The sequence below is a fragment of the Pseudomonas sp. HY7a-MNA-CIBAN-0227 genome, assembly GCF_040310325.1.
GTDB lineage: Bacteria > Pseudomonadota > Gammaproteobacteria > Pseudomonadales > Pseudomonadaceae > Aquipseudomonas.
Genome location: NZ_JBEOPT010000022.1, coordinates 27,265 through 51,209 on the forward strand (window position 1 = coordinate 27,265; position 23,945 = coordinate 51,209).

The window sequence follows — 23,945 nt, forward strand, 5'->3', positions numbered from 1 at the left end:
AGATTAATTCCCGCGCAGGGGGAATATTATCAGAAGGCCACTAGTGACGATTTGGTGCTATTTCCGTGGCAGCTGTCGAGCTTTAGCGAGGCTGCGTCGGGGGCGACTGGTGCCAGTGCCTGGCTTGGTGGCGGTGGTGCGACCGGATGCAGCCTCGCTGGGCTCGACAACTGCTGCAGTTAGTCCCCACCAGGGTGTTTGTTTACTCTTTGTCGCTCACCTGCATCTGCCCATCCCAACCGCCGCCCAATGCCGCGATCAACTGTACGCTGGCCACCAGGCGGGTTTGCAGCAAGGTCAGCACGGTGCGCTCGTTGCTCAAGGCGGTGGCCTGGACGGTGACCACATCGAGGTAGGCAATCAGCCCGGCCTTGTACTGGTTCTGGGTCAGGCGCAAGGATTCGCGAGCGGCTTCCAGCGCTTCGTTGCTCACCCCTGCCTCATCTTCCAGGACCTTGAGCTGGACCATGTAGTTTTCCACCTCACGGAAGCCGTCGAGTACGGTCTGGCGGTACTTGGCCACGGTTTCGTCGTAGGACGCTTCGGCGCGGTCGACTTCCGCCGAGCGTTGGCCGCCGTCGAACAGGGTCATGGCCAGTTTCGGCCCCACCGACCAGAAGCGATTCGGCAGGCTGATCCAGTCGGCGTAGGTGCTGCTGGAATAGCCGCCTGCAAGGTTTAGGGTCAGGTCTGGGTAGTAGGCGGTCTTTGCCACGCCGATATTGGCGTTGGCGGCAATCACTGCGCGCTCCGCCGAGGCGATGTCCGGGCGGCGCTCCAGCAGTTGCGATGGCAGGTTGACCGGAATCTGCGGCAGGGCGGGAATGTCCTTGCTCACTGCCAGCTCAAAGTTGGTGGGTGCAATACCGATCAGCACGGCAATCGCGTTTTCCAGCTGGGCGCGCTGCCAGATCAGGTCGATCATGCTGGCTTGAGTGCTTTTGAGCTGCGTCTGCGCCTGGGCCACGGCGTCCCTGCCGGACACGCCGGCGCGGTACTGGTTTTCAGTCATTTGCAGCGAGCGTTGGTAGGTTTCGACCGTGGCTTGCAACAAGCGGGTCTGCTCATCCATGACCCGCAGTTGCAGATAATTCTGCACCAGTTCCGATTGCTGGCTCAGGCGCATGGCCGCCAAGTCCGCCGAGCTGCCTTCGGCGCTGGCTTCGTTGGCTTCCAGGCCACGGCGCAACTTGCCCCAGATATCGGCTTCCCAGCTGACGCCCAACTGGGTATTGAAGGTATCGCGGATTCCGCTGCTGGAGCTGCTCAGGCTGGCGCTGCTGCTGCCGGTACCCTGGCTGGCACGGGTTTTCCCGGCGCTCAAGTCCACGGTGGGAAAAAACGCGCCCCTTGAGCTGCGCACCAATGCCTGGGCCTGACGGTAGCGGGCCTCGGCCTGGGCGACGGTCTGGTTGGCGTTGTTGAGCTTATCCACCAGATCGTTGAGCTGTTTGTCACCGTACAACTCCCACCAGGCACCACGAGCCAAAGAGTCGCTTGGCGAGGCCTGGCGCCAACCCTTGGCCTCTTTGTACTGGACCGGCTCGCTCAGCTGCGGGCGCTTGTAGTCGGGGCCGATGGCGCAGGCGCTGAGCATCAAGGCGCAGAGCGCCAGAGCCAGCAGGCTGGAGCCGCGAGTCATGGCGCCCTTTGCAAATGTGGAATCAGTCATAGCGCAGTGTCCAGGGCAGCATCGGTACGCACCCCGCGCCAGCCGTTGAAACGGCGGCGAAGGCGGTCGAGATAAAGGTAAACCACCGGGGTGGTGTAAAGGGTCAGGATCTGGCTGAACACCAGGCCGCCGATAATCGTCAGGCCCAGGGGCTGGCGCATTTCCGCGCCTTCGGCGGTGCTCAGCAGCAACGGCAACGCGCCGAGGATCGCCGCCAGGGTGGTCATCAGGATTGGCCGCAGACGCAGCAGGCAGGCGCTGCGAATCGACTCCAGCGGTTCCATGCCGTCCTTGCGCTCCAGTTGCAGCGCCAGGTCGATCATCAGGATGGCGTTTTTCTTCACCACACCAATCAACAGGAACAGCCCGAGCAGGGAGATCAGGCTGAACTCACCGCCCAACACGTAAATCGACAGCAAGGCACCGACACCGGCCGAGGGCAAGGTCGAGAGGATGGTCAACGGGTGGATGTAACTTTCATACAGAATCCCGAGAACCAGATAAACCGCCACCAGGGCGCCGAGGATCATCCACGGCTGGCTTTTTTGGGTGGCAGCGAAGGCGTCGGCGGTACCCGCCATCTTGGCGATGACGTCTTCCGGCAGACCGACCTTGGCAATTGCCCGCTCGATGGCGGCTGTGCCCTGCGCCACCGTGACTCCCGGGGACATGTCGAAAGCAATGTCTTCCGAGGCGAACTGGCCCTCGTGACTGACACGATCGTCCGCCAGGCTGTTTTCATAGTGAGCGATGGTCGACAAGGGAATCCGTGCGCCATCTGCGGTAATCACCTGCACCTGCTTCAGAGTGATCGGGTCCTGGGCATATTTCGGATTGACCTCCATGACCACCTGGTACTGGTTGAGGCTGTCATAGATGGTGGAAATCTGCCGCTGGCTGTAGGCGTTGTTCAGCACTGAGGTGACCATGTCCATGTCCACCCCCAGGCGCTTGGCCTGGTCGCGGTCGACGATCAGCGTGACTTGTTGCGCGCCACGGCCTTCGCGGGCGTCGATGGCGGTCAACTCTGGCAATTCACGCAAGGCGGCGACCACTTTCGGGTACCACAGGCGCAAGGCTGCCAGGTCGCCACTTTGCAGGATGTAGGAGTATTGCGAGGAGGTCTGGTCGCGGCCCCCGCCAAACTGTAGGTCCTGGTCGGCCATCAGCATCAATCGCCCGCCCGGCACCGGTGGCACGGTTTTGCGCATGCGCTCGATGACCTGCTGCGCGGAAATCTTGCGCTCGCTGATGGGCTTGAGCCGCACCAGCATCACGGCATTGTTGGTGCCACTGTTGCCGCCGATAAAACCCGCCACACTTTCCACCGCTGGGTCTTGCAATACGGCCTTGCGGAAGATTTCCATCTTCGGCTGCATGACGCTGAAGGACAGCCCGTCATCCCCGCGGACAAAACCGATCAACTGCCCGGTGTCCTGTTGCGGCATAAAGGTTTTCGGCACCACCACGTACAGTGCGACGTTGACGCCAATGGTCACGAACAGGCTGAGCAGGGTCAGGCGCCGGTGCTTGAGTACCCAGTCCAGGCTACTGGCATAACCGGCGACCATGAGGTCGTTGACCTTGCGGCTCCAGCGCTGCAAGCCGCTCTCCTGGTCTTTGACATGGGGCTTGAGCCAGCGGGCGCAGAGCATCGGGGTCAAGGTCAGGGAGACCACCAGCGAGACAATGATTGCTGCCGCCAATGTGATGGAGAACTCCCGGAACAAACTGGTGACGATTCCGCCCATGAACAGGATCGACAGGAACACCGCCACCAGCGACACATTCATCGACAGCAAGGTAAAGCCGACTTCCTTGGCCCCCAGGTACGCGGCCTTCATGGGTGGGATACCGTCGTCGATGTGCCGGGAAATGTTCTCCAGCACCACGATGGCGTCGTCCACCACCAGGCCAGTGGCCAGGATCAATGCCATCAGCGACAGGTTGTTCAGGGAAAACCCAAACAGATACATCACCGCAAAGGTGCCCACCAGGGACACCGGCACCGCCAATGTCGGGATCAACGACGCACGGAAGTTACCAAGAAACAGGTACACCACCAGGATCACCAGGGCCACGGCGATCAGCAGGGTCATCTCGGCTTCGTGCAAGGTGGCTTTGATCACCGGCGAGCGATCCATGGCCAGGTTCAGCTTGACACTGGACGGCAACACCGCCTGCAGCGCCGGCAACTGCGCCTTGATCTGCGCCACGGTCTCGATGATGTTAGCGCCGGACTGGCGATTGATCACTAGCAGCACCGCCGAATCGTTGTTGAAAAAACCGCTGTTGTAGCGGTCTTCGACACCGTCGCTGATCTTGGCTACGTCGCTCAGGCGCAGTGCCGCGCCGTCCTGGTAGCGAATCACCAGGGGCTCGTAGTCCTTGGCTTTTTCCAGCTGGTCATTAGCCTGGATCTGCCAGTTGCGCTGGCCATCCTCCACCGAACCCTTGGGGCGGCGCACGTTGGCATTGGCGATGGTGTTGCGTACATCGTCCAGGGCCACGCCGTACTGGTCGAGGGCCTTGGGTTCCAGTTCAATGCGCACCGCCGGCAGGGAGCTGCCGCCAATTTGTACTTCACCGACCCCCGGCACCTGGGACAGGCTTTGGGACAGAATGGTCGAGGCCAGGTCGTAGAGCTGGCCCTTGGGCAACACGTCCGAGGTCAGCGACAGCACCATGATGGGCGCCTGGGACGGGTTGATCTTTTTATAGGTGGGCATGCTGCGCATGCCGCTGGGCAGCAAGTTGCGGGAGGCGTTGATCGCCGCCTGTACTTCCCGCGCCGCGCCATTGATGTCGCGGTCGCTGTCGAAGGCGAGGATCACCCGGGTCGACCCCTGGCTCGACGAACTGCTCATGGTAGTGATGCCGGCAATTGCGCCGAAGGAGCGTTCCAATGGCGTTGCCACTGTAGACGCCATCACCTCGGGGCTGGCGCCGGGCAAGCTGGCTTGCACGACAATCACCGGGAAGTCGATCTGCGGCAATGGCGCCACCGCCAGCAGGTTGAAGCTGACGCCGCCCAGCAGCATGATCGCCAGGCTCAGCAGCATGGTGGCTACCGGCCGACGAATGAAAGGTCCGGACAGGTTCATGGCTCAACCGGCTCCAGGCGCTCGGGCTGTTTGCGCCAGCGGCGGCCAAGGCGGTCAAAGTACAGGTAGATCACCGGCGTCGTGAACAGCGTCAACACCTGGCTCAACAGCAACCCGCCGACCATCACCAGGCCCAGCGGCTGGCGCAATTCGGCGCCGGAACCCGTGGCCAACATCAACGGCACCGCACCGAACAAGGCCGCCAGGGTGGTCATCAGGATCGGCCGGAACCTCAGCAGCGCCGCCTGATAAATCGCCGTTTGCGGGTCAAGCCCCTGGTTGCGCTCGGCGTCGAGGGCGAAGTCGATCATCATGATCGCGTTCTTCTTGACGATACCGATCAGCAGAATGATGCCGATGATGGCGATCATCCCCAGGTCGTTGCCACTGAGCAGCAAGGCCAACAAGGCCCCCACCGCCGCCGATGGTAAGGTCGAGAGAATGGTGATCGGGTGGATATAGCTCTCGTAGAGCACCCCCAGCACGATGTACATGGTCACCACCGCCGCCAGGATCAGCAGCAAGGTGCTCGACAGCGAAGCCTCGAACGCCTGGGCGGCGCCCTGGAACTGGGTTTGCACGCCCACCGGCATGCTGATGTCCTTCTGCATCTGGTTGATCAGTTCCACACCCTTGCCCAACGCCACGCCGGGCGCGAGGTTGAACGACATCATCACCGCCGGGAACTGACCGATATGGGTAATCGCCAGTTGTGCCTGGCGCTGTTCGACATGGGCCAGGCTCGACAACCGTACCTGGCCGCCGTCGGTGGTCTTCACATGGATCTGGTTCAGAGCGTCCGGCCCCAGGCTTTCCCCGGACTGGGCTTGCAATACCACGCGGTACTGGCTGGCCTGGGTGTAGATGGTAGAAATCTGTCGCTGGCCGAAGGCGTCGTACAGCGCATCGGTGATGGTCGCCACCGATACGCCCAGGCGCGAGGCTGCATCACGGTCAATCACCAAATACACCTGCAAGCCCTTGTCCTGCAGGTCGCTGGCGACATCGGTGAGTTCCGGCAACTCGCTCAGTGCGTGCACCAGCTTGCCGCTCCACAGCGCCAACAAGTCGGCATCCGGCGAGGACATGCTGAACTGGTACTGGGTGCGACTGACACGGTCTTCGATGGTCAGGTCCTGCACCGGCTGCATAAACAGGCGAATGCCTACCAGTTTGTCCAGTTGCGGTTGCAGGCGAGTGATGATCTGCGTGGCACTCAGGTCTCTTTCGCGGTGAGGCTTGAGGTTGATCAGCAGGCGGCCGCTGTTGAGGGTCGCGTTATCACCGTCGACCCCGATGTAAGACGACAGGCTTTCGACTGACGGATCTTCCAGGATGATTTTCGCCAGTTCCTGCTGGCGCTGGCTCATGGCGGCAAAGGAGATAGATTGCGGCGCTTCGGAAATGCCCTGGATCACCCCAGTGTCCTGCACCGGGAAAAAGCCCTTTGGCACCACCAGGTACAGCACCACCGTCAGGCCCAGGGTAGCGATAGCCACCAGCAGGGTCAGCGGCTGGTGCTTGAGCACCCACTGCAACTTGCGCCCGTAGGCGGCGACCAGCCAGTCGATCCAGGCGCCGCTGGCCTTGTAGAAGCGGCTCTGTTCCTCTTCCTTTGGTTCGCGTTTGAGCAGGCGCGCGCACATCATCGGCGTCAGAGTCAGAGACACCACCAGGGAGATCAGGATTGCCACCGCCAGGGTGATGGCAAATTCGCGGAACAGGCGCCCCACTACATCAGCCATGAACAGCAACGGAATCAGTACGGCGATCAGCGACAGCGTCAGGGAAATCAGGGTGAAGCCAATCTGCTTGGCACCCTTGAGCGCCGCGGCCATGGGTGTTTCGCCTTCCTCGATATAGCGGGAAATGTTCTCCAGCATGACGATGGCGTCGTCCACCACAAAGCCAGTGGCGATGGTCAGGGCCATCAGCGTCAGGTTATTGATGGAGAAACCGGCCAGGTACATCACGCCAAAGGTGCCCACCAGGGACAGCGGTACCGCAATCGACGGAATAATGGTGGCGCTGAATCGGCGCAGGAACAGGAACGTCACCATTACCACCAGGGCGATGGCGATCAGCAATTCGTGTTGTACGTCGGTAACAGAAGCACGGATGGTTTGGGTGCGGTCGGTGAGCACCGTTACCTCCAGGCCGGCCGGCAGGTTGTCGGTGATGCTGGGCAGCAGCGCCTTGATCCGGTCCACCACCTCGATAACGTTGGCACCCGGTTGGCGCTGGATGTTCAGCAGCACGGCCTGGTTTTCATTGGCCCAGGCAGCGAGGCGTTCGTTTTCGGCGCCGTCGACGATTTGCGCGACGTCCTTGAGGCGCAACGGCGCGCCATTGCTGTAGGCAAGGATCAGTTCAGCGTATTGCTCGGGCGAGACCAACTGGTCGTTGGCGTCGAGCATCGAGACGCGGGTCGGGCCGTCGAAGTTGCCCTTGGGCTGGTTGACGTTGGAGGCGGTAATCAAGGTGCGCACGTCCGACAGGTTTAAGCCATTGGCGGCAAGAGCCTCTGGGTTGACCTTGATGCGGACCGCCTGGCGCTGGCCGCCAGCGATGCTGACCATGCCGACGCCGCTGATCTGGGCGATTTTCTGCGCCATGCGGGTGTCGACCAAGTCATTGAGCTTGGGCAGCAGCATGGTTTTTGAGGTGATGGCCAGGGTTAGCACTGGCGTGTCTGCGGGGTTGACCTTGTTGTACACCGGGGGCGCCGGCAAGTCCTTGGGCAGCAGGTTTGTGGCAGCGTTGATCGCGGCCTGGACCTGTTGCTCGGCGACGTCCATGTTGACGTCGAGGTTGAAGCGCAGGGTCAGCACCGAGGCGCCGCCGGAGCTGGTGGACGCCATCTGGGTCAGCCCGGGCATTTGCCCGAACTGACGCTCCAGGGGCGCGGTGACCGCGCTGGTCATCACGTCCGGGCTGGCGCCGGGGTACAGGGTCATGACGCGAATGGTCGGGTAATCCACCTGCGGCAAGGCCGACACCGGCAGCAGGTGGTAGGCAATCAGGCCTGCCAGGACGATGGCCAGCATGCTCAGGGTGGTGGCGACGGGCCTGAGGATGAACAGCCGTGAGAGGTTCATGCGCCGGCCTTTTGCGCCTTGCCGGCATTAGCCGGGCTGCCTTCGCCTTTCGCCGCCGGCTTGCCCTGCAAGTGTTCGGTAGGGCTGGTCGGGACATCGGCGCTGTCGTTGACCACTTCGATGTCGCTGCCGTCCTTCAAGCGGTCGGTGCCTTCCAGGACCACGCGGTCGCCGGCGGCCAGGCCTTCCTTGATCACAGTATTTTCGCCGTCGGTGTCGCCGATCACCAGTGGGCGGATCTTGGCCTTCTTGTCGCCATCGAGGGCATAGACGAAGGTGCCATTGTTGCCGAACTGGATCGCCGCCGACGGCGCCAACACCACATTCTTGAGGGTGTCAGCCAGCAGTCGCACGTTGACGAACTGGTTGGGGAACAGCTCCTGGTCCTGGTTATCGAAGCGCGCCTTGAATTTCAGGGTGCCGGTGGTGACGTCGATCTGGTTGTCCAGGCTCTGCAACACGCCGGTGGCTTGCAGCTTCACGTCGCCACGGTCCCAGGCTTGCACTGGCAGCTTGTTGCCGGTGCGATAACGGGCGAGCACGGTTTGCAGGGAGTTTTCCGGCAAGGTGAAGGCGACGTTGATGGGTTGGGTCTGGGTGATCACGGCCAGGGCGGTAGTGTCATTGGCGGCGACCAGGTTGCCGACGTCCAGTTGACGCAGGCCTACGCGCCCGGCGATGGGAGCGCGGATCTTGGTGAATTCGAGGTTGAGTTTCGCGTCGTCGACCGCGCCCTGGTTGGTCTTGACCGTTCCCTGATACTGCATAACCAGCGCGGCTGCGGTGTCCAGGGTTTGCTTGGCGATGCTGTCCTGCTCATAGAGACCGCGATAACGCTCAAGATCGACCTGGGCGTTTTTCAACTGGGCCTGATTCTGCAAGAGCGTGCCCTGGGCCTGGAGCAAGGCATTCTGGTAACTGCGCGGGTCTATTTCCGCCAACAGGTCGCCTGCCTTGACCATTTGCCCTTCTTCAAAGGCAATCTTGACCAACTCTCCCCCGACCCGGCTACGCACATTAATGGTGTTCAACGCCGTTACCGTGCCCAAGGCTTTGTAGTACACAGGGAATTCCCCCTGCACCACCGGCGCCACGCGGACTGGTATCGGGGCGGTGGAACCGCCGAAGCCGGGGCGCATCATCCCGGTTTTGCTGGTGCGACCAGCCGGTGCTTCATTTTGGGCAGCCCCCGTTGGCCAGAATTTCCAGCACAGGCCGGCGATAACCAACAGGACGAACAAGCCGAACAGCCAGCGGCGGGAGTTGCGGGGGGAGGATTGCATGGAGTGATCAACCATTGGGCGCGAGAGCTTCTTCTTGGGGAGGCTGAAAGATAAGCACTGTCGGGCTTTAAGAAAAGCGCCTTTACCGGCTATTTACCTTCGAGCCTACAAACATCTACGTTTTGACTTACAACATCCGGTATCAGGGCTAAGCCGCTGAACCGCAAATAAAAACGGCCTGGACTAGGCCAGGCCGCAATCATGCATCAAGCGTGTTACTGCAAAGCGACAGTCATTTGCCGTAACAGTTACTTCAAAACAGCCAGGGCTGCTTCATAGTTAGGCTCTTGGCCAATTTCAGATACCAGTTCGCTGTGCAGCACGTTGTCGTTTTCATCCAGCACCACGACGGCGCGAGCGGTCAAGCCTTTGAGTGGGCCTTCGGCGATTGCCACACCGTAGTCAACGGCGAAGGCAGCGTCGCGGAAGTCCGACAGGTTCTTCACGTTTTCCAGGCCTTCGGAGCCGCAGAAGCGCGCCTGGGCGAAGGGCAGGTCGGTGGAGATACACAGTACTACTGCGTTGTTCAGTTCGTTGGCCTGGGCGTTGAACTTGCGAACCGAAGTGGCGCAGGTGGGGGTATCAACGCTTGGGAAGATGTTCAGCACTTTGCGCTTGCCGGCGAAAGTGGCCAGGGTTGCTTCCGACAGATCGCCGGCGGTCAGAGTAAAGGCTGGAGCTTTGGAGCCGGTTTGCGGCAATTCGCCTTCAACCTGGACAGGGTTACCACGAAGGGTGACTTGAGCCATGAACAGAATCCTTATGCTGAGTTTTGGTTAAACGAATTCGAGAGGCCGAAGTTAACCACAAAGTGCCGTGGCTACCTACCGCAAGACACAAATTGTCACGCCACGCGGTTGTGGTTTAATTGCGCGCTTTTCGCCCGCCCTTCAAGGAAACCGCCGTCAATGAATCAGCCCGCCACCAAAGTCCTGGTCATTGGTTATGTCTGGCCGGAACCTCGCTCGTCGGCCGCAGGCGGGCACATGATGCAGATTCTGCACAGTTTCCTTGATCAAGGCTGGGACATTACCTTCAGCAGCCCGGCAACGATTGGCGAACACAAGGCCGACTTGCTGGCGCTGGGTATTGGCGAATGCGCCATCGAGCTCAATAACAGCAGTTTCGACGATTTTATTTGTGAACTAGCCCCGGATGTCGTGCTGTTCGATCGTTTCATGATGGAGGAACAGTTTGGCTGGCGCGTCGAAAAGCATTGCCCGGATGCGCTGCGGGTGCTGGAAACCTCAGACTTGCAAAGCCTGCGGGACGCCCGTCATCAGCGCCTTAAGGACCACCTCAAGGCCGATCCGGACGGCGACGATTTCGGCGCACTGTTCGCCCCCGCGCTGGAGGAAGAATTCCAGTTGATGGCCGACACCGACCTGGCCAAGCGCGAGATCGCAGCAATTTACCGCTGCGATATCAGCCTGATGATCTCCGACGTTGAAATCCGCCTGCTCACCGAGCAGTTCAAGGTGCCGGCCGCCCTGCTCCACTGGTGCCCGTTGATGCTGGAGCCGCCGACTGAAGCCTTCACGCCTTTTGAAGACCGCGCGCACTTTCTCAGCATCGGCAACTTCCGCCACGCGCCCAACTGGGATGCGGTGCTCTGGATGAAGAACAGCCTGTGGCCGTTGATCCGCCAGCAACTGCCCGGCGTCCAGTTGCATATATACGGTGCCTACACCCCGCCCAAGGCCACCGCGCTGCACAATCCGGCCCAGGGCTTTCATGTGATGAACTGGGCCGAGGATGCGCTGGCGGTGATGTCGGCCACGCGTATCTGCCTGGCGCCGCTGCGCTTTGGCGCAGGAATCAAGGGCAAACTGGCGGATGCGATGCTCTGTGGCACGCCGAATATCACCACTCCTATGGGTGCTGAAGGCATGAACGATGAGCAAGCCTGGCCCGGCGTTATTGAAGAAAGCGCCAGCGCCTTGGCCGCCGCAGCGGTTGCCCTGTATCAGGACCGCGACCGCTGGACCCTGGCTCAGGAAGACGGCCGGCAGTTGCTTGCCCGCCGTTACTCGCAAGACGTACACGGCCCGGCGCTGGTCGAGCGGCTGGATCAGTGCCGTGGCGAGTTGGCCCAGCACCGGCGCATCAACTTCACCGGCAGTATGCTGCGCCACCACCTGCATAAAAGTACCCAGTACATGGCACAGTGGATCGAGGCAAAAAACCGCACACTTTAAACACAGGCGCTGGCGAGGTTGCGCCCATGGGGGCATTATCCTGTGGGCAACCACAATAAAAGCGACTGCAGCATGACCCGAGCAGCGAGAATCACCGATCCTTCCTACGAGTTAATGGACGACCACAACGGCCTGTCCATCATCTATCGCCAGCACGGTTTCCCGTGTCCGCTGGTGCGCTGGCATTTCCACAAGGAATACGAACTGCACTTGATCGTCGCCAGCTCCGGCAAGGTGTTCATCGGCGATTACATCGGCAACTTCTATCCGCAAAGCCTGTTCCTCACTGGCCCCAACCTGCCCCACAACTGGATCAGCCAGGTGGCGGAAGACGAAGTGGTGCCCAAGCGCGACATGCTGGTGAACTTTACCGATGAGCTGTTTGACGGCGCCAGCCATATCTTCACCGAACTCAAGGCCCTTGCCCCGCTGCTGGACCGGGCGCAGTACGGCATCGAGTTCCGCTGCAGGCACACCATCGCCCAGGCCATGACGCTGATGCAGCGCATCGAAGACGCCCGAGGCATAGCGCGCCTCGGGCATTTCTTTATCCTGCTGGAGGTGCTCAGCGCCTGCGAGGATTATCAGCTGCTCTCCGGCGTGACCACGCCGCAATTGGCCGATGAACACAGCATCGACCGCACCAACCGCGCGGTGGACTACATTTTTGCCCACTACGCGCGGGAGCTGCCTCTGGAAGAAGTGGCCGACTACCTGGGAATGAAGCCCACCTATTTTTCCCGGGTATTCAAACAGGCCACTGGGCGCACTTTTATCGAGTTCGTCAATCGGCTGCGCATCAGCAAATCCTGTGAACTGCTGGCCGATGGCGACAAGGCAGTGACGGATGTGTGCTTTGAATCTGGCTTCAACAATATTTCCAACTTCAATCGGCGCTTCCAGCAGCTCAAGGGTATGACGCCATCCCATTATCGGCGCTTGGCGGTGCAGCGGTTGACCGAGCAGAACCTGGCCTGAGACGCAGACGGTCAAGCGTTGAGGGGCTCGACAACGCTACGGATAATCGGGGAAATCGTTTCAGCTGATTTCGGGCTCAGTGCAAAAAAGTATCAGTCCCTGTGTTCCCAAGGATTTGTCAGCACGCCATTAGAAGGCTGTAATCAACGCACACTCTTCCAGCAGCCTTGGAAGACACAACAACAAAAACTGTCCTTCCGTTGCCCTTGGGTGCGGAAATGGAGTGCGCGATGAAGTTCACAGCTAAAGCACTGCTTGCCTCTACTTGCATGACCCTCAGCGCCGTCAGTCTTGGCGCGCAACCCCTGACCATTGCCACCGTCAACAACAGCGATATGATCCGCATGCAAAAGCTCTCGAAAACTTTCGAAGCCGAACATCCGGACATCAAGCTCAATTGGGTGGTGCTCGAAGAAAACGTCCTGCGCCAACGCCTGACCACGGACATCGCCACCCAGGGCGGACAGTTTGATGTGTTGACCATCGGCATGTACGAAGCCGCACTCTGGGGAGCCAAGGGCTGGCTGGAACCTATGAAGGATCTGCCGGCGACCTACGACCTGGACGACGTTTTCCCTTCAGTGCGCGACGGTCTTTCCGTCAAGGGTTCGCTGTACGCCCTGCCGTTCTACGCCGAAAGCTCCATCACCTATTACCGCACCGACCTGTTCAAGGACGCTGGGCTGACCATGCCTGAGCATCCCACCTGGACGCAGATCGGCGAGTTTGCCGAAAAGCTCACCCATAAGGACAAGGAACAATACGGCCTGTGCCTGCGGGGCAAGGCCGGTTGGGGCGAGAACATGGCGCTGATCACCACCCTGGCCAATGGCTACGGTGCACGCTGGTTCGATGAGAAATGGCAGCCGGAATTTAACGGCCCCGAGTGGAAGGACGCGCTGAACTTCTATGTCGATAACATGAAAAAATCCGGTCCGCCGGGTGCCTCCAGCAACGGTTTCAATGAAAACCTGGCGCTGTTCAACAGCGGCAAGTGTGCGATCTGGGTCGACGCCAGCGTTGCCGGCTCGTTTGTCACCGACAAGACCCAAAGCAAGGTCTCCGATCATGTCGGTTTCACCTTCGCGCCCCATCAGGTCACGGACAAAGGCACGTCGTGGATGTATTCCTGGTCCCTCGCAATCCCGACCAGCTCCAAGGCCAAGGACGCCGCCAAGGTGTTCAGTGCCTGGGCCACTTCCAAGGAATACAGTGCACTGGTGGCCAAGACCGACGGCATCGCCAACGTTCCGCCAGGCACGCGTACCTCGACCTACAGCGAGCAATACATGAAGGCCGCGCCATTTGCCAAGGTGACCCTGGAGTCGCTGAAAGTGGCCGATCCGACCAAGCCGACCCTCAAGCCTGTGCCGTACATCGGCATCCAATTGGTGACCATTCCTGAATTCCAGGCCATTGGCACCCAGGTTGGCAAGTTCTTCTCGGGTGCGCTGACCGGGCAGATGACCGTCGACGATGCGCTCAAGCAGGCGCAGACCACCACCGAGCGCGAAATGAAGCGTGCCGGCTACCCCAAGTAACTTGTGGCGAGGGCGTTTTTGTGGCGAGCGGGCAAGCCCGCTCGCCACAACACAACAATAAGCCGGAGCGCCTAGGGTAACTTCGCCCTGACACTACTCAGCATGTGATCACCATGAATACCACCACTGCCCAAGTGCAAACTGCTCAGCCAGAAAAGGCGCGTAAAAGCCGCCTGATCAACCCCGGCTGGTTCCTCGTCAGCCCCTCGGTGGCCTTGTTGCTGCTGTGGATGATCGTGCCGCTGGGCATGACCCTGTACTTTTCGTTGATCCGCTACAACCTGCTCTATCCCGGCGAAAACCAATTCGTGGGCCTTGAGAACTTCACCTACTTCATTACCGATTCAGGCTTCCTGCCTGGTGCGACCAATACTCTGTTGCTGGTGGGCAGCGTGTTGTTGATCAGCGTGGTGCTGGGCGTGCTGATCAGTGCCCTGCTTGAGGCCAGCGAGTTCTTCGGCCGAGGACTGGTGCGGGTCTTGCTGATTTCACCGTTCTTCATCATGCCCACCGTCGGTGCGCTGATCTGGAAGAACCTGATTTTCCACCCGGTGTCTGGCGTTTTGGCGGCGGTGTGGAAGCTGTTTGGCGCCCAGCCGGTGGACTGGCTGGCCCATTACCCGCTGCTGTCGATCATCATCATTGTGTCCTGGCAATGGCTGCCCTTCGCCATCCTGATCCTGATGACCGCCATGCAGTCCCTCGACCAGGAGCAAAAGGAAGCCGCCCGCCTGGACGGTGCTGGCGCCATTGCGATTTTCTGGCACCTGACCCTGCCCCACCTGGCGCGTCCCATCGCCGTGGTGGTGATGATTGAAACCATCTTCCTGCTCTCGGTGTTCGCTGAAATCTTCACCACCACCAACGGTGGCCCCGGCTACGCCTCGACCAACCTCGCCTACCTGATCTACAACCAGGCGCTGGTGCAGTTCGACGTGGGCATGGCGTCGGCCGGCGGCTTGATTGCCGTGGTTATTGCCAATATCGCGGCGATCATCCTGGTGCGGATGCTCGGCAAAAACCTGACTGACAAGCCTTGAGGGCCGCGCCATGACGCTTCAACAATCCCGCCGCCTGCAAAGCCTGCTGCTCGGCACATTGGCCTGGGCCATCGCGATCCTGATTTTCTTCCCGATCTTCTGGATGGTACTAACCAGCTTCAAGACCGAAATCGACGCCTTTGCCACGCCGCCGCAGTTCATTTTCACGCCCACGCTTGAGAACTACCTGCACATCAACGAGCGCAGCAACTACTTCAGCTTCGCCTGGAACTCGGTGGTGATTTCCTTCAGCGCCACCGCCTTGTGCCTGCTGATTGCGGTGCCGGCGGCCTACTCCATGGCCTTCTACGAGACCCAGCGCACCAAGGGTACGCTGCTGTGGATGTTGTCCACCAAAATGCTGCCGCCAGTGGGCGTGCTGATGCCGATCTACCTGCTGGCCAAGAGCCTTGGCCTGCTGGATACGCGGGTCGCGCTGATCATCATCTACACCCTGATCAACCTGCCGATCGTGGTCTGGATGGTTTACACCTACTTCAAGGACATTCCCAAGGACATCCTCGAAGCCGCGCGCCTGGACGGCGCCACGCTGTGGCAGGAAATGGTCCGGGTGCTGCTGCCGATTGCCAAGGGTGGCCTGGCCTCCACGGTGTTGCTGTCGCTGATCCTGTGCTGGAACGAGGCGTTCTGGTCGCTGAACCTGACCTCGTCCAACGCCGCGCCATTGACCGCATTGATCGCCTCCTACTCCAGCCCCGAAGGCTTGTTCTGGGCCAAGTTGTCTGCGGTGTCGACCCTGGCCTGCGCGCCGATCCTGATTTTTGGCTGGATCAGCCAGAAACAGCTGGTCCGCGGCTTGTCTTTCGGCGCCGTGAAATAACGGCCCTTTCAACACCAATAATTAGAAGTGGAGGCCCATCATGGCCAACCTGAAAATCAAGAATTTGCAAAAAGGTTTCGAAGGCTTTTCCATCATCAAGGGCATCGACCTGGAAGTGAATGACAAGGAATTCGTAGTCTTCGTCGGCCCGTCAGGCTGCGGTAAATCCACCCTTCTGCGCCTGATTGCGGGCCTTGAAGAAGTCAGCGAAGGCACCATCGAACTGGATGGCCGCGACATCACCGAAGTGACCCCGGCCAAGCGCGACCTGGCGATGGTGTTTCAGACCTATGCGTTGTACCCGCATATGAGCGTGCGCAAGAACATGTCGTTTGCCCTGGACCTGGCGGGTGTCGACAAGAAAATCGTCGAAAGCAAGGTCAATGAAGCGGCGCGCATTCTCGAACTCGGCCCGTTGCTGGAACGCAAGCCCAAGCAGCTCTCTGGTGGTCAGCGTCAACGGGTCGCCATCGGCCGCGCCATTGTGCGCAATCCGAAAATCTTCCTGTTCGACGAACCGCTGTCCAACCTTGACGCCGCGTTGCGGGTGCAGATGCGCCTGGAGCTGGCGCGCCTGCATAAAGAACTGCAAGCGACCATGATCTACGTGACCCACGACCAAGTGGAAGCCATGACCCTCGCTGACAAGGTAGTGGTGCTCAACAGCGGCCGTATTGAACAGGTCGGCTCGCCGCTGGACTTGTACCACCAACCGGCCAATCTGTTTGTCGCGGGCTTTTTGGGCACGCCAAAAATGGGTTTTCTCAAAGGCAAGGTCACGCGGCTTGAAAGCCAGGGCTGCGAAGTCGAGCTGGATGCTGGCACGCGCATCAGTCTGCCCTTGAGCAGCCCAACCCTGAGCATCGGCAGCCAGGTGACCCTGGGTATTCGTCCGGAACACCTGGAACTCGCCTCGCCCGGCGATACCACGCTGACCGTCACCGCCGATGTCGGCGAGCGCCTGGGCAGCGACACCTTTTGCCACGTCATTACATCAAACGGCGAACCGCTGACCCTGCGCATCCGTGGCGACATGGCCAGCCAGTATGGCGAAACGTTGAAGCTGCACCTGGACCCGGTGCACTGCCATCTTTTCGACACCGATGGCGTGGCTGTGGCCCGTCCACTGCGCGCTGCCGCCTGATTTCGCGAGAACCCTTGATGAAACTGAACAAGCAAAACCTCACGCAACTGGCCCCCGAAGTGAAATTGCCAGCCTACGCCATTGCCGATACCAAACAGGGCATTGCCCATATCGGCGTCGGCGGTTTCCATCGGGCTCATCAGGCGTATTACACCGATGCCTTGATGAACACCGGTGTGGACCTGGACTGGAGCATCTGCGGCGTTGGCCTACGGGCAGAAGACCGCAAGGCGCGGGATGACCTGGCGAGTCAGGACTATCTGTTTACTCTGTATGAACTGGGTGATACCGATGACACCGAAGTGCGGGTTATCGGTGCTATCAGCCACATGCTGCTGGCGCAAGACAGTGCCCAGGTGCTGATCGACAAACTGGCCAGCCCAGAGATTCGCATCGTCTCGCTGACCATCACCGAAGGCGGCTACTGCATCGACGACAGCAGCGGCGAATTCATGGCCCACCTGCCGCAGATCCAGCATGACCTGGCCCATCCGGGCGCGCCGAAAACCGTGTTCGGTTTTATCTGCGCCGCCCTGAGCAAGCGCCGTGCCGCCGGCATTCCTGCGTTCACCGTGATGTCCTGCGATAACCTGCCACACAATGGCGCCGTCACCCGCAAGGCGTTGCTGGCCTTCGCTGCGCTGCACAATGCCGACCTGTATGACTGGATCAAGGCCAATGTCAGTTTCCCCAATGCCATGGTCGATCGCATCACACCGATGACCAGTTCGGCCCATCGCCTGCAATTGCATGACGAACACGGCATCGACGACGCCTGGCCGGTGGTCTGCGAGCCGTTTGTGCAGTGGGTGCTGGAAGACAAGTTCGTCAACGGCCGCCCGGCCTGGGAAAAGGTCGGTGTGCAGTTCACCGATGACGTTACGCCTTATGAAGAGATGAAAATTGGCCTACTCAACGGCAGTCACCTGGCGCTGACGTACCTGGGTTTTCTCAAGGGCTATCGTTTTGTCCACGAAACCATGAACGATCCGCTGTTCGTGGCTTATATGCGTGCTTATATGGACCTGGATGTGACGCCGCAACTGGCGCCCGTGCCGGGCATCGACCTGACAGACTATAAGCAGACCCTAGTGGATCGCTTCTCTAACCAGGCGATTGCCGATCAGTTGGAGCGAGTGTGTTCCGATGGTTCGTCGAAATTTCCCAAGTTCACTGTGCCAACCATCAATCGGCTGATTGCCGACGGTCGCGAGACCGAGCGTGCGGCGCTGGTCGTAGCAGCCTGGGCGCTGTATTTGAAGGGTGTGGATGAAAACGGTGTGAGCTACAAGATCCCCGATCCCCGTGCCGAATTTTGCCAGGGCCTGGTGACTGACGATGCATTGATCAGTCAACGCTTGCTGGGGGTGGAAGAGATTTTTGGCACCTCCATTCCCAACTCGCCAGCGTTTGTGGCAGCGTTTGAACGGTGCTTTACCAGTTTGCACGATGTGGGTGTGAGCAAGACGCTGGAGCGGTTGCTGGCCAATATCAGTTGAAGGAACCCGTAATGACCCAGCAAAACCTTTTCCTAGGTATCGATTGCGGTACCCAGGGCACCAAGGCCATCGTCATCGACGCCACCAGCGGCAAGGTTCTTGGCCTAGGCGCGGCCAGCCATACGCTGATCAGCGGCGCCAATGGCCGCCGCGAACAGGACACCCGCCAGTGGCTGGACGCCTTCACCGAAGCCACTCACCGTGCGCTTCAGCAGGCAGGGGTCGACGGCCAGGACATCCTCGGCATTGGCGTCTCCGGCCAGCAACATGGCCTGGTGTTGCTTGATGACCAAGGCCAGGTATTGCGTCCGGCCAAGCTGTGGTGCGACACCGAAACCGCCCCGCAAAACGATCGACTGCTGCAACATCTGGGCGGCGAACAGGGTTCCCTGGAGCGCCTGGGCGTGGCCATCGCGCCAGGCTATACGGTCTCGAAACTGCTCTGGACCCGCGAGCAACACCCGGACGTTTTCGCCCGCATCGCCCATATCCTGCTGCCCCACGACTACCTCAACTATTGGCTCACCGGCCGCGCATGCGCCGAATACGGTGACGCGTCGGGCACCGGCTACTTCAACGTGCGAACCCGTGAGTGGGATCTGCCACTGCTGCGTCATATCGACCCCGACGGACGCCTGGAAGCGGCACTGCCGCAGTTGATTGAGGCCAATCAGGCAGTGGGCAGCATTCTCCCGGCCATCGCCGAACGCCTGGGCATCAACCCCAATGCCGTGGTGTCCAGCGGCGGCGGCGACAACATGATGGGCGCTATCGGCACCGGCAACATCGCCCCTGGCGTGATCACCATGAGCCTCGGCTCATCCGGCACGGTCTACGCCTTCAGTGATCAACCCAGCGTCAGCCCCCAGGCATCGGTGGCAACCTTCTGTTCGTCCAGCAGCGGCTGGCTGCCGTTGATCTGCACCATGAACCTGACCAACGCCACCGGCGTCATCCGCGAGCTGCTGGACCTGGACCTGGCCAGCTTCAACGCCCAGGTCGCCCAGGCCCCGATTGGTGCCGATGGCGTCAGCATGTTGCCGTTCCTCAACGGCGAGCGAGTGCCCGCCCTGCCCCACGCCACCGGCAGCCTACATGGCTTGACCATGACCAACCTGACCCGACCCAATCTGTGTCGCGCGGTGGTCGAAGGCACCACCTTCGGTTTGCGCTACGGTCTGGACCTGTTGCGCCAGGCCGGCCTGCAAAGCCAAAGTATCCGCCTGATCGGTGGCGGCTCGAAAAGCCCGGTGTGGCGGCAGATGGTCGCGGATATCATGAACACCGAAGTCATCTGTACCGAACAAAGTGAAGCGGCGGCCCTGGGCGCGGCGATCCAGGCGGCCTGGTGCCAGTCTGGTGAAAGCCTGGCGGCCCTTTGCGCTCGTTGCGTCAGTGTCGATCCGGCCAGCCTGAGCAAGCCTGTGGCAACCAGCGTCAGCGCCTATCAACACGCCTATGAGCGTTATCAACAGCACGTAGCATCCCTTTGAGAGCGAACGAATATGTATTTGGTATGTGGCGAAGCGCTGTTTGATTTTTTCAGCGAAGACGATGCCAGCGGCCAGGCATCGAAGGTCAATTTCAAGGCCATTGCTGGCGGCTCGCCGTTCAACGTTGCGGTGGGGCTGCGCCGCCTGGGCATCGACGCCGGGCTGTTCGCTGGTTTATCCAGTGATTACCTGGGGCAGCGTTTGCTGCAGGTGCTCAAGCTGGAAGGCGTACGCGAGGATTACCTGCTGGAGTTTGCCGCACCGACCACCTTGGCGATGGTTGCCGTGGGCGCCAACGGTTCACCGCAATACAGCTTTCGCGGTGAAGGCTGCGCTGACCGGCAATTACAGGTGCAGCATTTACCAGCGCTGGGGCCAGAAGTTCGCGGCTTGCACATAGGCTCCTTCTCCCTGGTGGTGCAGCCGATTGCCGACACGTTGTTGGCATTGGTCCGTAGGGAAAGTGGCAAACGCCTGATCAGCCTCGACCCCAACGTTCGCCTGAATCCCGAGCCGAACATCGAACTATGGCGCCAGCGCGTGGCCGAGTTGGTCAAGCATGCCGACCTAATCAAGGTTAGTGATGAGGACTTGCACCTGCTCTACCCCGGCCAAACCCCGGAAAGCGTGTTGCAAGGCTGGTTGCAGCACCGTTGCCAACTGATCTTCCTGACCCGTGGCGGCGATGGCGCCACGGTGTTTAGCCGTCAGCACGGCAGTTGGTCGGCGACTGCGGTCAAGGTGGTGATGGCCGATACCGTCGGCGCTGGTGATACCTTCCAGGCGGCGTTGATCGCCTGGTTGACCGAGCAGCAACTGGACTCGGTCGATGGGCTGCAACAGCTGACGCGTGAACAGCTCGACAGCATGCTCAAGTTTGCCATTCGCGCCGCCGCCTTGACCTGCGCCAAGACCGGTCCGGACTTGCCGTATCGTCACCAGTTGGACTGACTTGGACAAACCGCGCGCCGACCGTGTCGGTGCGCGCCTACAGCGTTATTTCTCCCTGACCGCCCGGGCAACCAGCGCTCCCGCCACACCTCCCACTATTGGAGCAGCCCAGAACACCCAGAGTTGTGTCAGATACGCACCACCGGCAAACAACGCCGGCCCTGTGCTGCGGGCCGGGTTCACTGATGTATTAGTGACTGGAATCAGCACCAGATGGATCAACGTCAGCGTCAAGCCAATGGCGATGGGGGCAAACCCCACCGGCGCACCGGGTGAGGTGACTCGCATGATGATGAATACAAAAAAGAACGTTGCCACCACTTCTGCCACTATCGCGGCCAGCAGGCTGTATTGCCCCGGACTCAGCTCGCCAAACCCATTTGCGGCAAACCCGCCCAACTCAAAATCCGGACGACCGCTGGCAATCAGTGCCAGAACCGCAGCCGCCACAATAGCTCCGGCAACCTGGGCAATGATGTAAGGCAACACATCGCCCCCCGGCATTCGACGCCCGACCCACAGGCCGATGGTCACTGCCGGGTTGAAATGCGCTCCAGAAATACTGCCCACCGCATAGGCCATGGTCAGCACCGTCAGGCCAAACGCCAGGGAAACGCCGGCAAAGCCGATACCCAACTCTGGAAACTCCGCCGCTAGGATTGCACTGCCACAACCGCCGAACGTCAGCCAGAACGTCCCGAGAAACTCTGCTGCGATTTTTTGTTGCAAGGTTAATTCCGCCTGTTGTTCATGTCCGCCTACCTGTTTTCCATCACGTGGATGGCTCCGACAGAGACGTTAGCAACAGCGCGCAACCTCGCCGTATCAGACTTTTCTGGTTAGAGGAAAAGGCATGGGACTTTCGATGCGTGTACTTTGCAGAATTGATGGCGCGGGACGGTAAGCACTCGGGACAAGCGCCTCATCACCCGGTATGCTTTTGCCCTTCTGAAACGGCCGAAAGGATTCGCCATGCAGCTCAGCTTCCGTACCGTCGCCACCTTCACCGCCCTGCTGTGTTTCGCCCTGGCGATCATCTGGGGGCTGCGGCCCGACCTGCTGCTGTGGCTGTGGAGTGTCGAGTATTCGAGCGCCACGGGATTGGTCTCCCGACGCAACGCCGCATTGTTCCTGGGCATCGGCATTATGTTTTATCGAGTCCGGCATGCCCTGCCATCGGCCACACGGCGAGCCATGACCACAGGCTTTGTGACCGGCTGTTTTGCGCTGGCGGTGCTGGGAGTCGGCGAATGGCTCAACGGCCACGCGGGGCCCGGAATTTTGCTGGCGGTGATCACAGAAGCGGCGTTGGGCCTGGCATTTATCCAGGCCCAGAAGTCAGCGCTTACACAGCCGCAGCCCTCCCTTTAATAATAGTAGGGACGCGCACCGACTCTTGTAAGAGGAGGGATGTGTTGCTGCTTGAGGTCTTCGCGCAACCCGGTGATCAGATTGCAGATGGCTCGACTGCTATCGAGTTTATCCGCCCGAATGCCCGTCACTAGCAGATTCACTCGCTCATGGTCTTTGTCGTCGTAGATTTTGACCGTCAGCGAAGCATCCTCGGCCTTGATGCATTCGCAACGTTTAGGCAGGAAACTTCCTTCAATAATGCTGCGTAACTCTAGATCCGAAAGCATGGCCAACCTCTCCTTTTTTGAGACTGCCAATAGGTTTTTATGGATGTACGTATCGTTGGCAGCCGCACGGTTGCGCCTGCCTGTTGCGCCTTGCCAACCATGGAAGACGGTTTCAACCACCAAGCCTACTCGGCTGAGTCTTGAAGCGTTGGACCCTTTTCTCATAAGCGGCAGCGATACTTACATAAGTTGTGTGGCAGACCGCTAGCACTCACCCGTTTGAAGTGGTTCATTGCTACGCCGACAACTCAATCGCGCGGTAACAAAATATATTCGTAGCATTAAACATGCCGTGTGCGAGTACGAGTCCGCGCGCACCAGGATCAATGATTTGCCAATTACTCACGTTTGACGGCTCGTGCATTCTGCAATTAAGCCTGCGTGCAATCATGCAATTTGCAGCAAGGCGCGCAGGCTGGCATCGTGGACACGTTCGTTTTGCCCAGTGACGCTTTCAAAGCGACCCATCCAAATGAATGCTCTATCCGTATATTTTCCCAAGGACGCCTCATGATTCCCTCTCTGCGCATCTCACTCGCCCTCCTTGGCATGGCAGGTCTTTGCACCCAGGCCAATGCCGCAAAACTCGAAGATATTGCACCCTACCCCAAGGCGGACGCGGGTTTCGTTCGTCAGGTCATCCATCTTCCGGCGCACCCTCAGGAAGATAACTTCAAGGTAGAAATCCTTGCCGCAAAGACCTTGCCTGTCGATTGCAATCGCCAACGATTGGGCGGCGTGCTGGAAGAAAAGAACCTTGAGGGCTGGGGCTATTCCTATTACCGCCTAGATAAAGTCAGCGGCCCGATGAGTACGCTATTGGCGTGTCCGGATGGCAAGACCCGTACCGACTTTGTACCGGTGGTAGGCGATGGATTCGTCCTGCGCTACAACAGCAAGTTGCCCATAGTTATATATGTTCCAAAAGATGTCGAAGTTCGCTATCGAGTCTGGTCAGCGTCGGCCACGGTCAATAAAGCCGTCGCCGAATAGTTTCGCTTAAACGTTTAATCCATGGTTATATCGGCTCTTGAGCGGCCACCCTCTCGGCAACATGGCGCAAGCTGCCGAAGTTGATATTGGCTCCGGAGTTTATTGCTACCCATGTCTGCCCCTGGACGCCGGTTTTCGCAACATGGTTGCGGATACCGGCAACGGCCAAGGCGCCCGAAGTCTCGGTGATGGAGCGGGTGTCGTCGTAGTTGACCGACGCCGCGAGACTCTTTTTTACATAGTGCTCAAGCAGTCCCCGCTCAACGGTCTGGGTCACGGGACGTGGCTGGCTGGTGCTCATCGATGTCTCCTGGCTTTTGGTTCAAGGCTCTGGAGACGGAAAAACAAAACCCGCCTCTAGGGCGGGTTTGGGTGCAGCCGTGCGCTATCCCGCCAAATGAGAAATGGCGGTAATAATGTTTGGCTGTGAACGTAAAGCTTGAAATGTCATGAATCAAAATTAACCGGCG

At 59.8% G+C, this 23,945-nt stretch carries 18 protein-coding genes and 1 pseudogene; 11 read left to right on the top strand and 8 right to left on the bottom strand.

Annotated features, from left to right (window positions below; all coding sequences use genetic code 11):
* Positions 1-202: 202 nt before the first annotated feature.
* From AAEZ06_RS25095 to tpx, 5 genes are all read right to left on the bottom strand, one after another.
* A complete protein-coding gene (locus tag AAEZ06_RS25095; RefSeq protein ID WP_149413331.1) occupies positions 203-1,672 on the bottom strand; it encodes an efflux transporter outer membrane subunit in 1,470 nt (489 codons plus the stop codon).
* Positions 1,669-4,776 (bottom strand): efflux RND transporter permease subunit, encoded by a 3,108-nt coding sequence (locus AAEZ06_RS25100; protein ID WP_149413332.1) that lies wholly within the window; start codon positions 4,774-4,776, stop codon positions 1,669-1,671. The genes AAEZ06_RS25095 and AAEZ06_RS25100 overlap by 4 nt, the downstream gene beginning before the upstream one ends.
* Positions 4,773-7,874, bottom strand: coding sequence for an MdtB/MuxB family multidrug efflux RND transporter permease subunit (locus tag AAEZ06_RS25105; protein WP_149413333.1), 3,102 nt, complete (start codon positions 7,872-7,874; stop codon positions 4,773-4,775). The genes AAEZ06_RS25100 and AAEZ06_RS25105 overlap by 4 nt, the downstream gene beginning before the upstream one ends.
* A complete protein-coding gene (locus AAEZ06_RS25110; RefSeq protein WP_350616765.1) occupies positions 7,871-9,172 on the bottom strand; it encodes an MdtA/MuxA family multidrug efflux RND transporter periplasmic adaptor subunit in 1,302 nt (433 codons plus the stop codon). The genes AAEZ06_RS25105 and AAEZ06_RS25110 overlap by 4 nt, the downstream gene beginning before the upstream one ends.
* Before the next feature lie 233 nt (positions 9,173-9,405).
* Positions 9,406-9,906, bottom strand: a complete 501-nt coding sequence (gene tpx / locus AAEZ06_RS25115) for a thiol peroxidase (RefSeq protein WP_149413335.1) — start codon at positions 9,904-9,906, stop codon at positions 9,406-9,408.
* Between the two features lie 159 nt (positions 9,907-10,065).
* Between tpx and AAEZ06_RS25120 the strand changes: the two genes are divergently transcribed.
* The 9 genes from AAEZ06_RS25120 to AAEZ06_RS25160 all read left to right on the top strand — a co-directional run bounded on the left by AAEZ06_RS25120 (position 10,066) and on the right by AAEZ06_RS25160 (position 20,842).
* A complete protein-coding gene (locus AAEZ06_RS25120; RefSeq protein WP_149413336.1) occupies positions 10,066-11,355 on the top strand; it encodes a glycosyltransferase in 1,290 nt (429 codons plus the stop codon).
* Between the two features lie 72 nt (positions 11,356-11,427).
* A complete protein-coding gene (locus AAEZ06_RS25125; protein WP_350616767.1) occupies positions 11,428-12,333 on the top strand; it encodes a helix-turn-helix domain-containing protein in 906 nt (301 codons plus the stop codon).
* 230 nt (positions 12,334-12,563) lie between these two features.
* Positions 12,564-13,874, top strand: a complete 1,311-nt coding sequence (locus AAEZ06_RS25130) for an ABC transporter substrate-binding protein (RefSeq protein WP_149413338.1) — start codon at positions 12,564-12,566, stop codon at positions 13,872-13,874.
* A 113-nt stretch (positions 13,875-13,987) separates the two neighbouring features.
* Positions 13,988-14,914: a carbohydrate ABC transporter permease gene (locus tag AAEZ06_RS25135; RefSeq protein ID WP_149413339.1), complete on the top strand. Its 927-nt coding sequence runs from the start codon at positions 13,988-13,990 to the stop codon at positions 14,912-14,914.
* A gap of 10 nt (positions 14,915-14,924) precedes the next feature.
* Positions 14,925-15,755, top strand: coding sequence for a carbohydrate ABC transporter permease (locus tag AAEZ06_RS25140; protein WP_149413340.1), 831 nt, complete (start codon positions 14,925-14,927; stop codon positions 15,753-15,755).
* Between the two features lie 40 nt (positions 15,756-15,795).
* A complete protein-coding gene (locus tag AAEZ06_RS25145; protein ID WP_350616770.1) occupies positions 15,796-16,899 on the top strand; it encodes an ABC transporter ATP-binding protein in 1,104 nt (367 codons plus the stop codon).
* Between the two features lie 17 nt (positions 16,900-16,916).
* Positions 16,917-18,398: a mannitol dehydrogenase family protein gene (locus AAEZ06_RS25150; RefSeq protein WP_350616772.1), complete on the top strand. Its 1,482-nt coding sequence runs from the start codon at positions 16,917-16,919 to the stop codon at positions 18,396-18,398.
* Positions 18,399-18,409: 11 nt separating this feature from the next.
* Positions 18,410-19,891 carry a xylulokinase gene (xylB, locus tag AAEZ06_RS25155; RefSeq protein ID WP_350616774.1) on the top strand — a complete coding sequence of 494 codons (1,482 nt, stop codon included), beginning with the start codon at positions 18,410-18,412 and terminating at the stop codon, positions 19,889-19,891.
* A gap of 12 nt (positions 19,892-19,903) precedes the next feature.
* Complete coding sequence (locus AAEZ06_RS25160; RefSeq protein WP_149413344.1) at positions 19,904-20,842, top strand: carbohydrate kinase family protein; 939 nt, start codon at positions 19,904-19,906, stop codon at positions 20,840-20,842.
* 45 nt (positions 20,843-20,887) lie between these two features.
* Here the strand turns inward: AAEZ06_RS25160 and aqpZ are convergent, their stop codons facing one another.
* On the bottom strand, positions 20,888-21,571 hold the full coding sequence (aqpZ, locus tag AAEZ06_RS25165; RefSeq protein ID WP_149413345.1) for an aquaporin Z: 684 nt from the start codon (positions 21,569-21,571) through the stop codon (positions 20,888-20,890).
* A gap of 243 nt (positions 21,572-21,814) precedes the next feature.
* Here aqpZ and AAEZ06_RS25170 point away from each other — a divergent pair, with 243 nt between their 5' ends.
* A complete protein-coding gene (locus tag AAEZ06_RS25170) occupies positions 21,815-22,213 on the top strand; it encodes a hypothetical protein (RefSeq protein ID WP_149413346.1) in 399 nt (132 codons plus the stop codon).
* On the opposite strand, the gene AAEZ06_RS25175 is transcribed toward AAEZ06_RS25170, so the two are convergent.
* On the bottom strand, positions 22,210-22,482 hold the full coding sequence (locus AAEZ06_RS25175; RefSeq protein WP_149413395.1) for a DUF1652 domain-containing protein: 273 nt from the start codon (positions 22,480-22,482) through the stop codon (positions 22,210-22,212). The two genes, AAEZ06_RS25170 and AAEZ06_RS25175, sit on opposite strands and share 4 nt — an antisense overlap.
* A gap of 510 nt (positions 22,483-22,992) precedes the next feature.
* Between AAEZ06_RS25175 and eco the strand changes: the two genes are divergently transcribed.
* A complete protein-coding gene (gene eco / locus AAEZ06_RS25180; protein ID WP_350616777.1) occupies positions 22,993-23,475 on the top strand; it encodes a serine protease inhibitor ecotin in 483 nt (160 codons plus the stop codon).
* A gap of 25 nt (positions 23,476-23,500) precedes the next feature.
* Here eco and AAEZ06_RS25185 read toward each other — a convergent pair.
* Positions 23,501-23,698: pseudogene (locus AAEZ06_RS25185) on the bottom strand (threonine ammonia-lyase, biosynthetic); the annotation flags it as partial.
* Between the last annotated feature and the right edge of the window lie 247 nt (positions 23,699-23,945).

What these genes read in the sequence shown, in the direction of transcription:
- AAEZ06_RS25110 (WP_350616765.1), bottom strand. Translation starts at nt 9,172, where the DNA reads ATGGTTGATCACTCCATGCAATCCTCCCCCCGCAACTCCCGCCGCTGG.
- AAEZ06_RS25130 (WP_149413338.1), top strand. Translation starts at nt 12,564, where the DNA reads ATGAAGTTCACAGCTAAAGCACTGCTTGCCTCTACTTGCATGACCCTC.
- AAEZ06_RS25105 (WP_149413333.1), bottom strand. Translation starts at nt 7,874, where the DNA reads ATGAACCTCTCACGGCTGTTCATCCTCAGGCCCGTCGCCACCACCCTG.
- AAEZ06_RS25135 (WP_149413339.1), top strand. Translation starts at nt 13,988, where the DNA reads ATGAATACCACCACTGCCCAAGTGCAAACTGCTCAGCCAGAAAAGGCG.
- tpx (WP_149413335.1), bottom strand. Translation starts at nt 9,906, where the DNA reads ATGGCTCAAGTCACCCTTCGTGGTAACCCTGTCCAGGTTGAAGGCGAA.
- AAEZ06_RS25095 (WP_149413331.1), bottom strand. Translation starts at nt 1,672, where the DNA reads ATGACTGATTCCACATTTGCAAAGGGCGCCATGACTCGCGGCTCCAGC.
- AAEZ06_RS25150 (WP_350616772.1), top strand. Translation starts at nt 16,917, where the DNA reads ATGAAACTGAACAAGCAAAACCTCACGCAACTGGCCCCCGAAGTGAAA.
- AAEZ06_RS25125 (WP_350616767.1), top strand. Translation starts at nt 11,428, where the DNA reads ATGACCCGAGCAGCGAGAATCACCGATCCTTCCTACGAGTTAATGGAC.
- AAEZ06_RS25100 (WP_149413332.1), bottom strand. Translation starts at nt 4,776, where the DNA reads ATGAACCTGTCCGGACCTTTCATTCGTCGGCCGGTAGCCACCATGCTG.
- AAEZ06_RS25175 (WP_149413395.1), bottom strand. Translation starts at nt 22,482, where the DNA reads ATGCTTTCGGATCTAGAGTTACGCAGCATTATTGAAGGAAGTTTCCTG.
- AAEZ06_RS25140 (WP_149413340.1), top strand. Translation starts at nt 14,925, where the DNA reads ATGACGCTTCAACAATCCCGCCGCCTGCAAAGCCTGCTGCTCGGCACA.
- eco (WP_350616777.1), top strand. Translation starts at nt 22,993, where the DNA reads ATGATTCCCTCTCTGCGCATCTCACTCGCCCTCCTTGGCATGGCAGGT.
- AAEZ06_RS25170 (WP_149413346.1), top strand. Translation starts at nt 21,815, where the DNA reads ATGCAGCTCAGCTTCCGTACCGTCGCCACCTTCACCGCCCTGCTGTGT.
- AAEZ06_RS25145 (WP_350616770.1), top strand. Translation starts at nt 15,796, where the DNA reads ATGGCCAACCTGAAAATCAAGAATTTGCAAAAAGGTTTCGAAGGCTTT.
- xylB (WP_350616774.1), top strand. Translation starts at nt 18,410, where the DNA reads ATGACCCAGCAAAACCTTTTCCTAGGTATCGATTGCGGTACCCAGGGC.
- AAEZ06_RS25120 (WP_149413336.1), top strand. Translation starts at nt 10,066, where the DNA reads ATGAATCAGCCCGCCACCAAAGTCCTGGTCATTGGTTATGTCTGGCCG.
- AAEZ06_RS25160 (WP_149413344.1), top strand. Translation starts at nt 19,904, where the DNA reads ATGTATTTGGTATGTGGCGAAGCGCTGTTTGATTTTTTCAGCGAAGAC.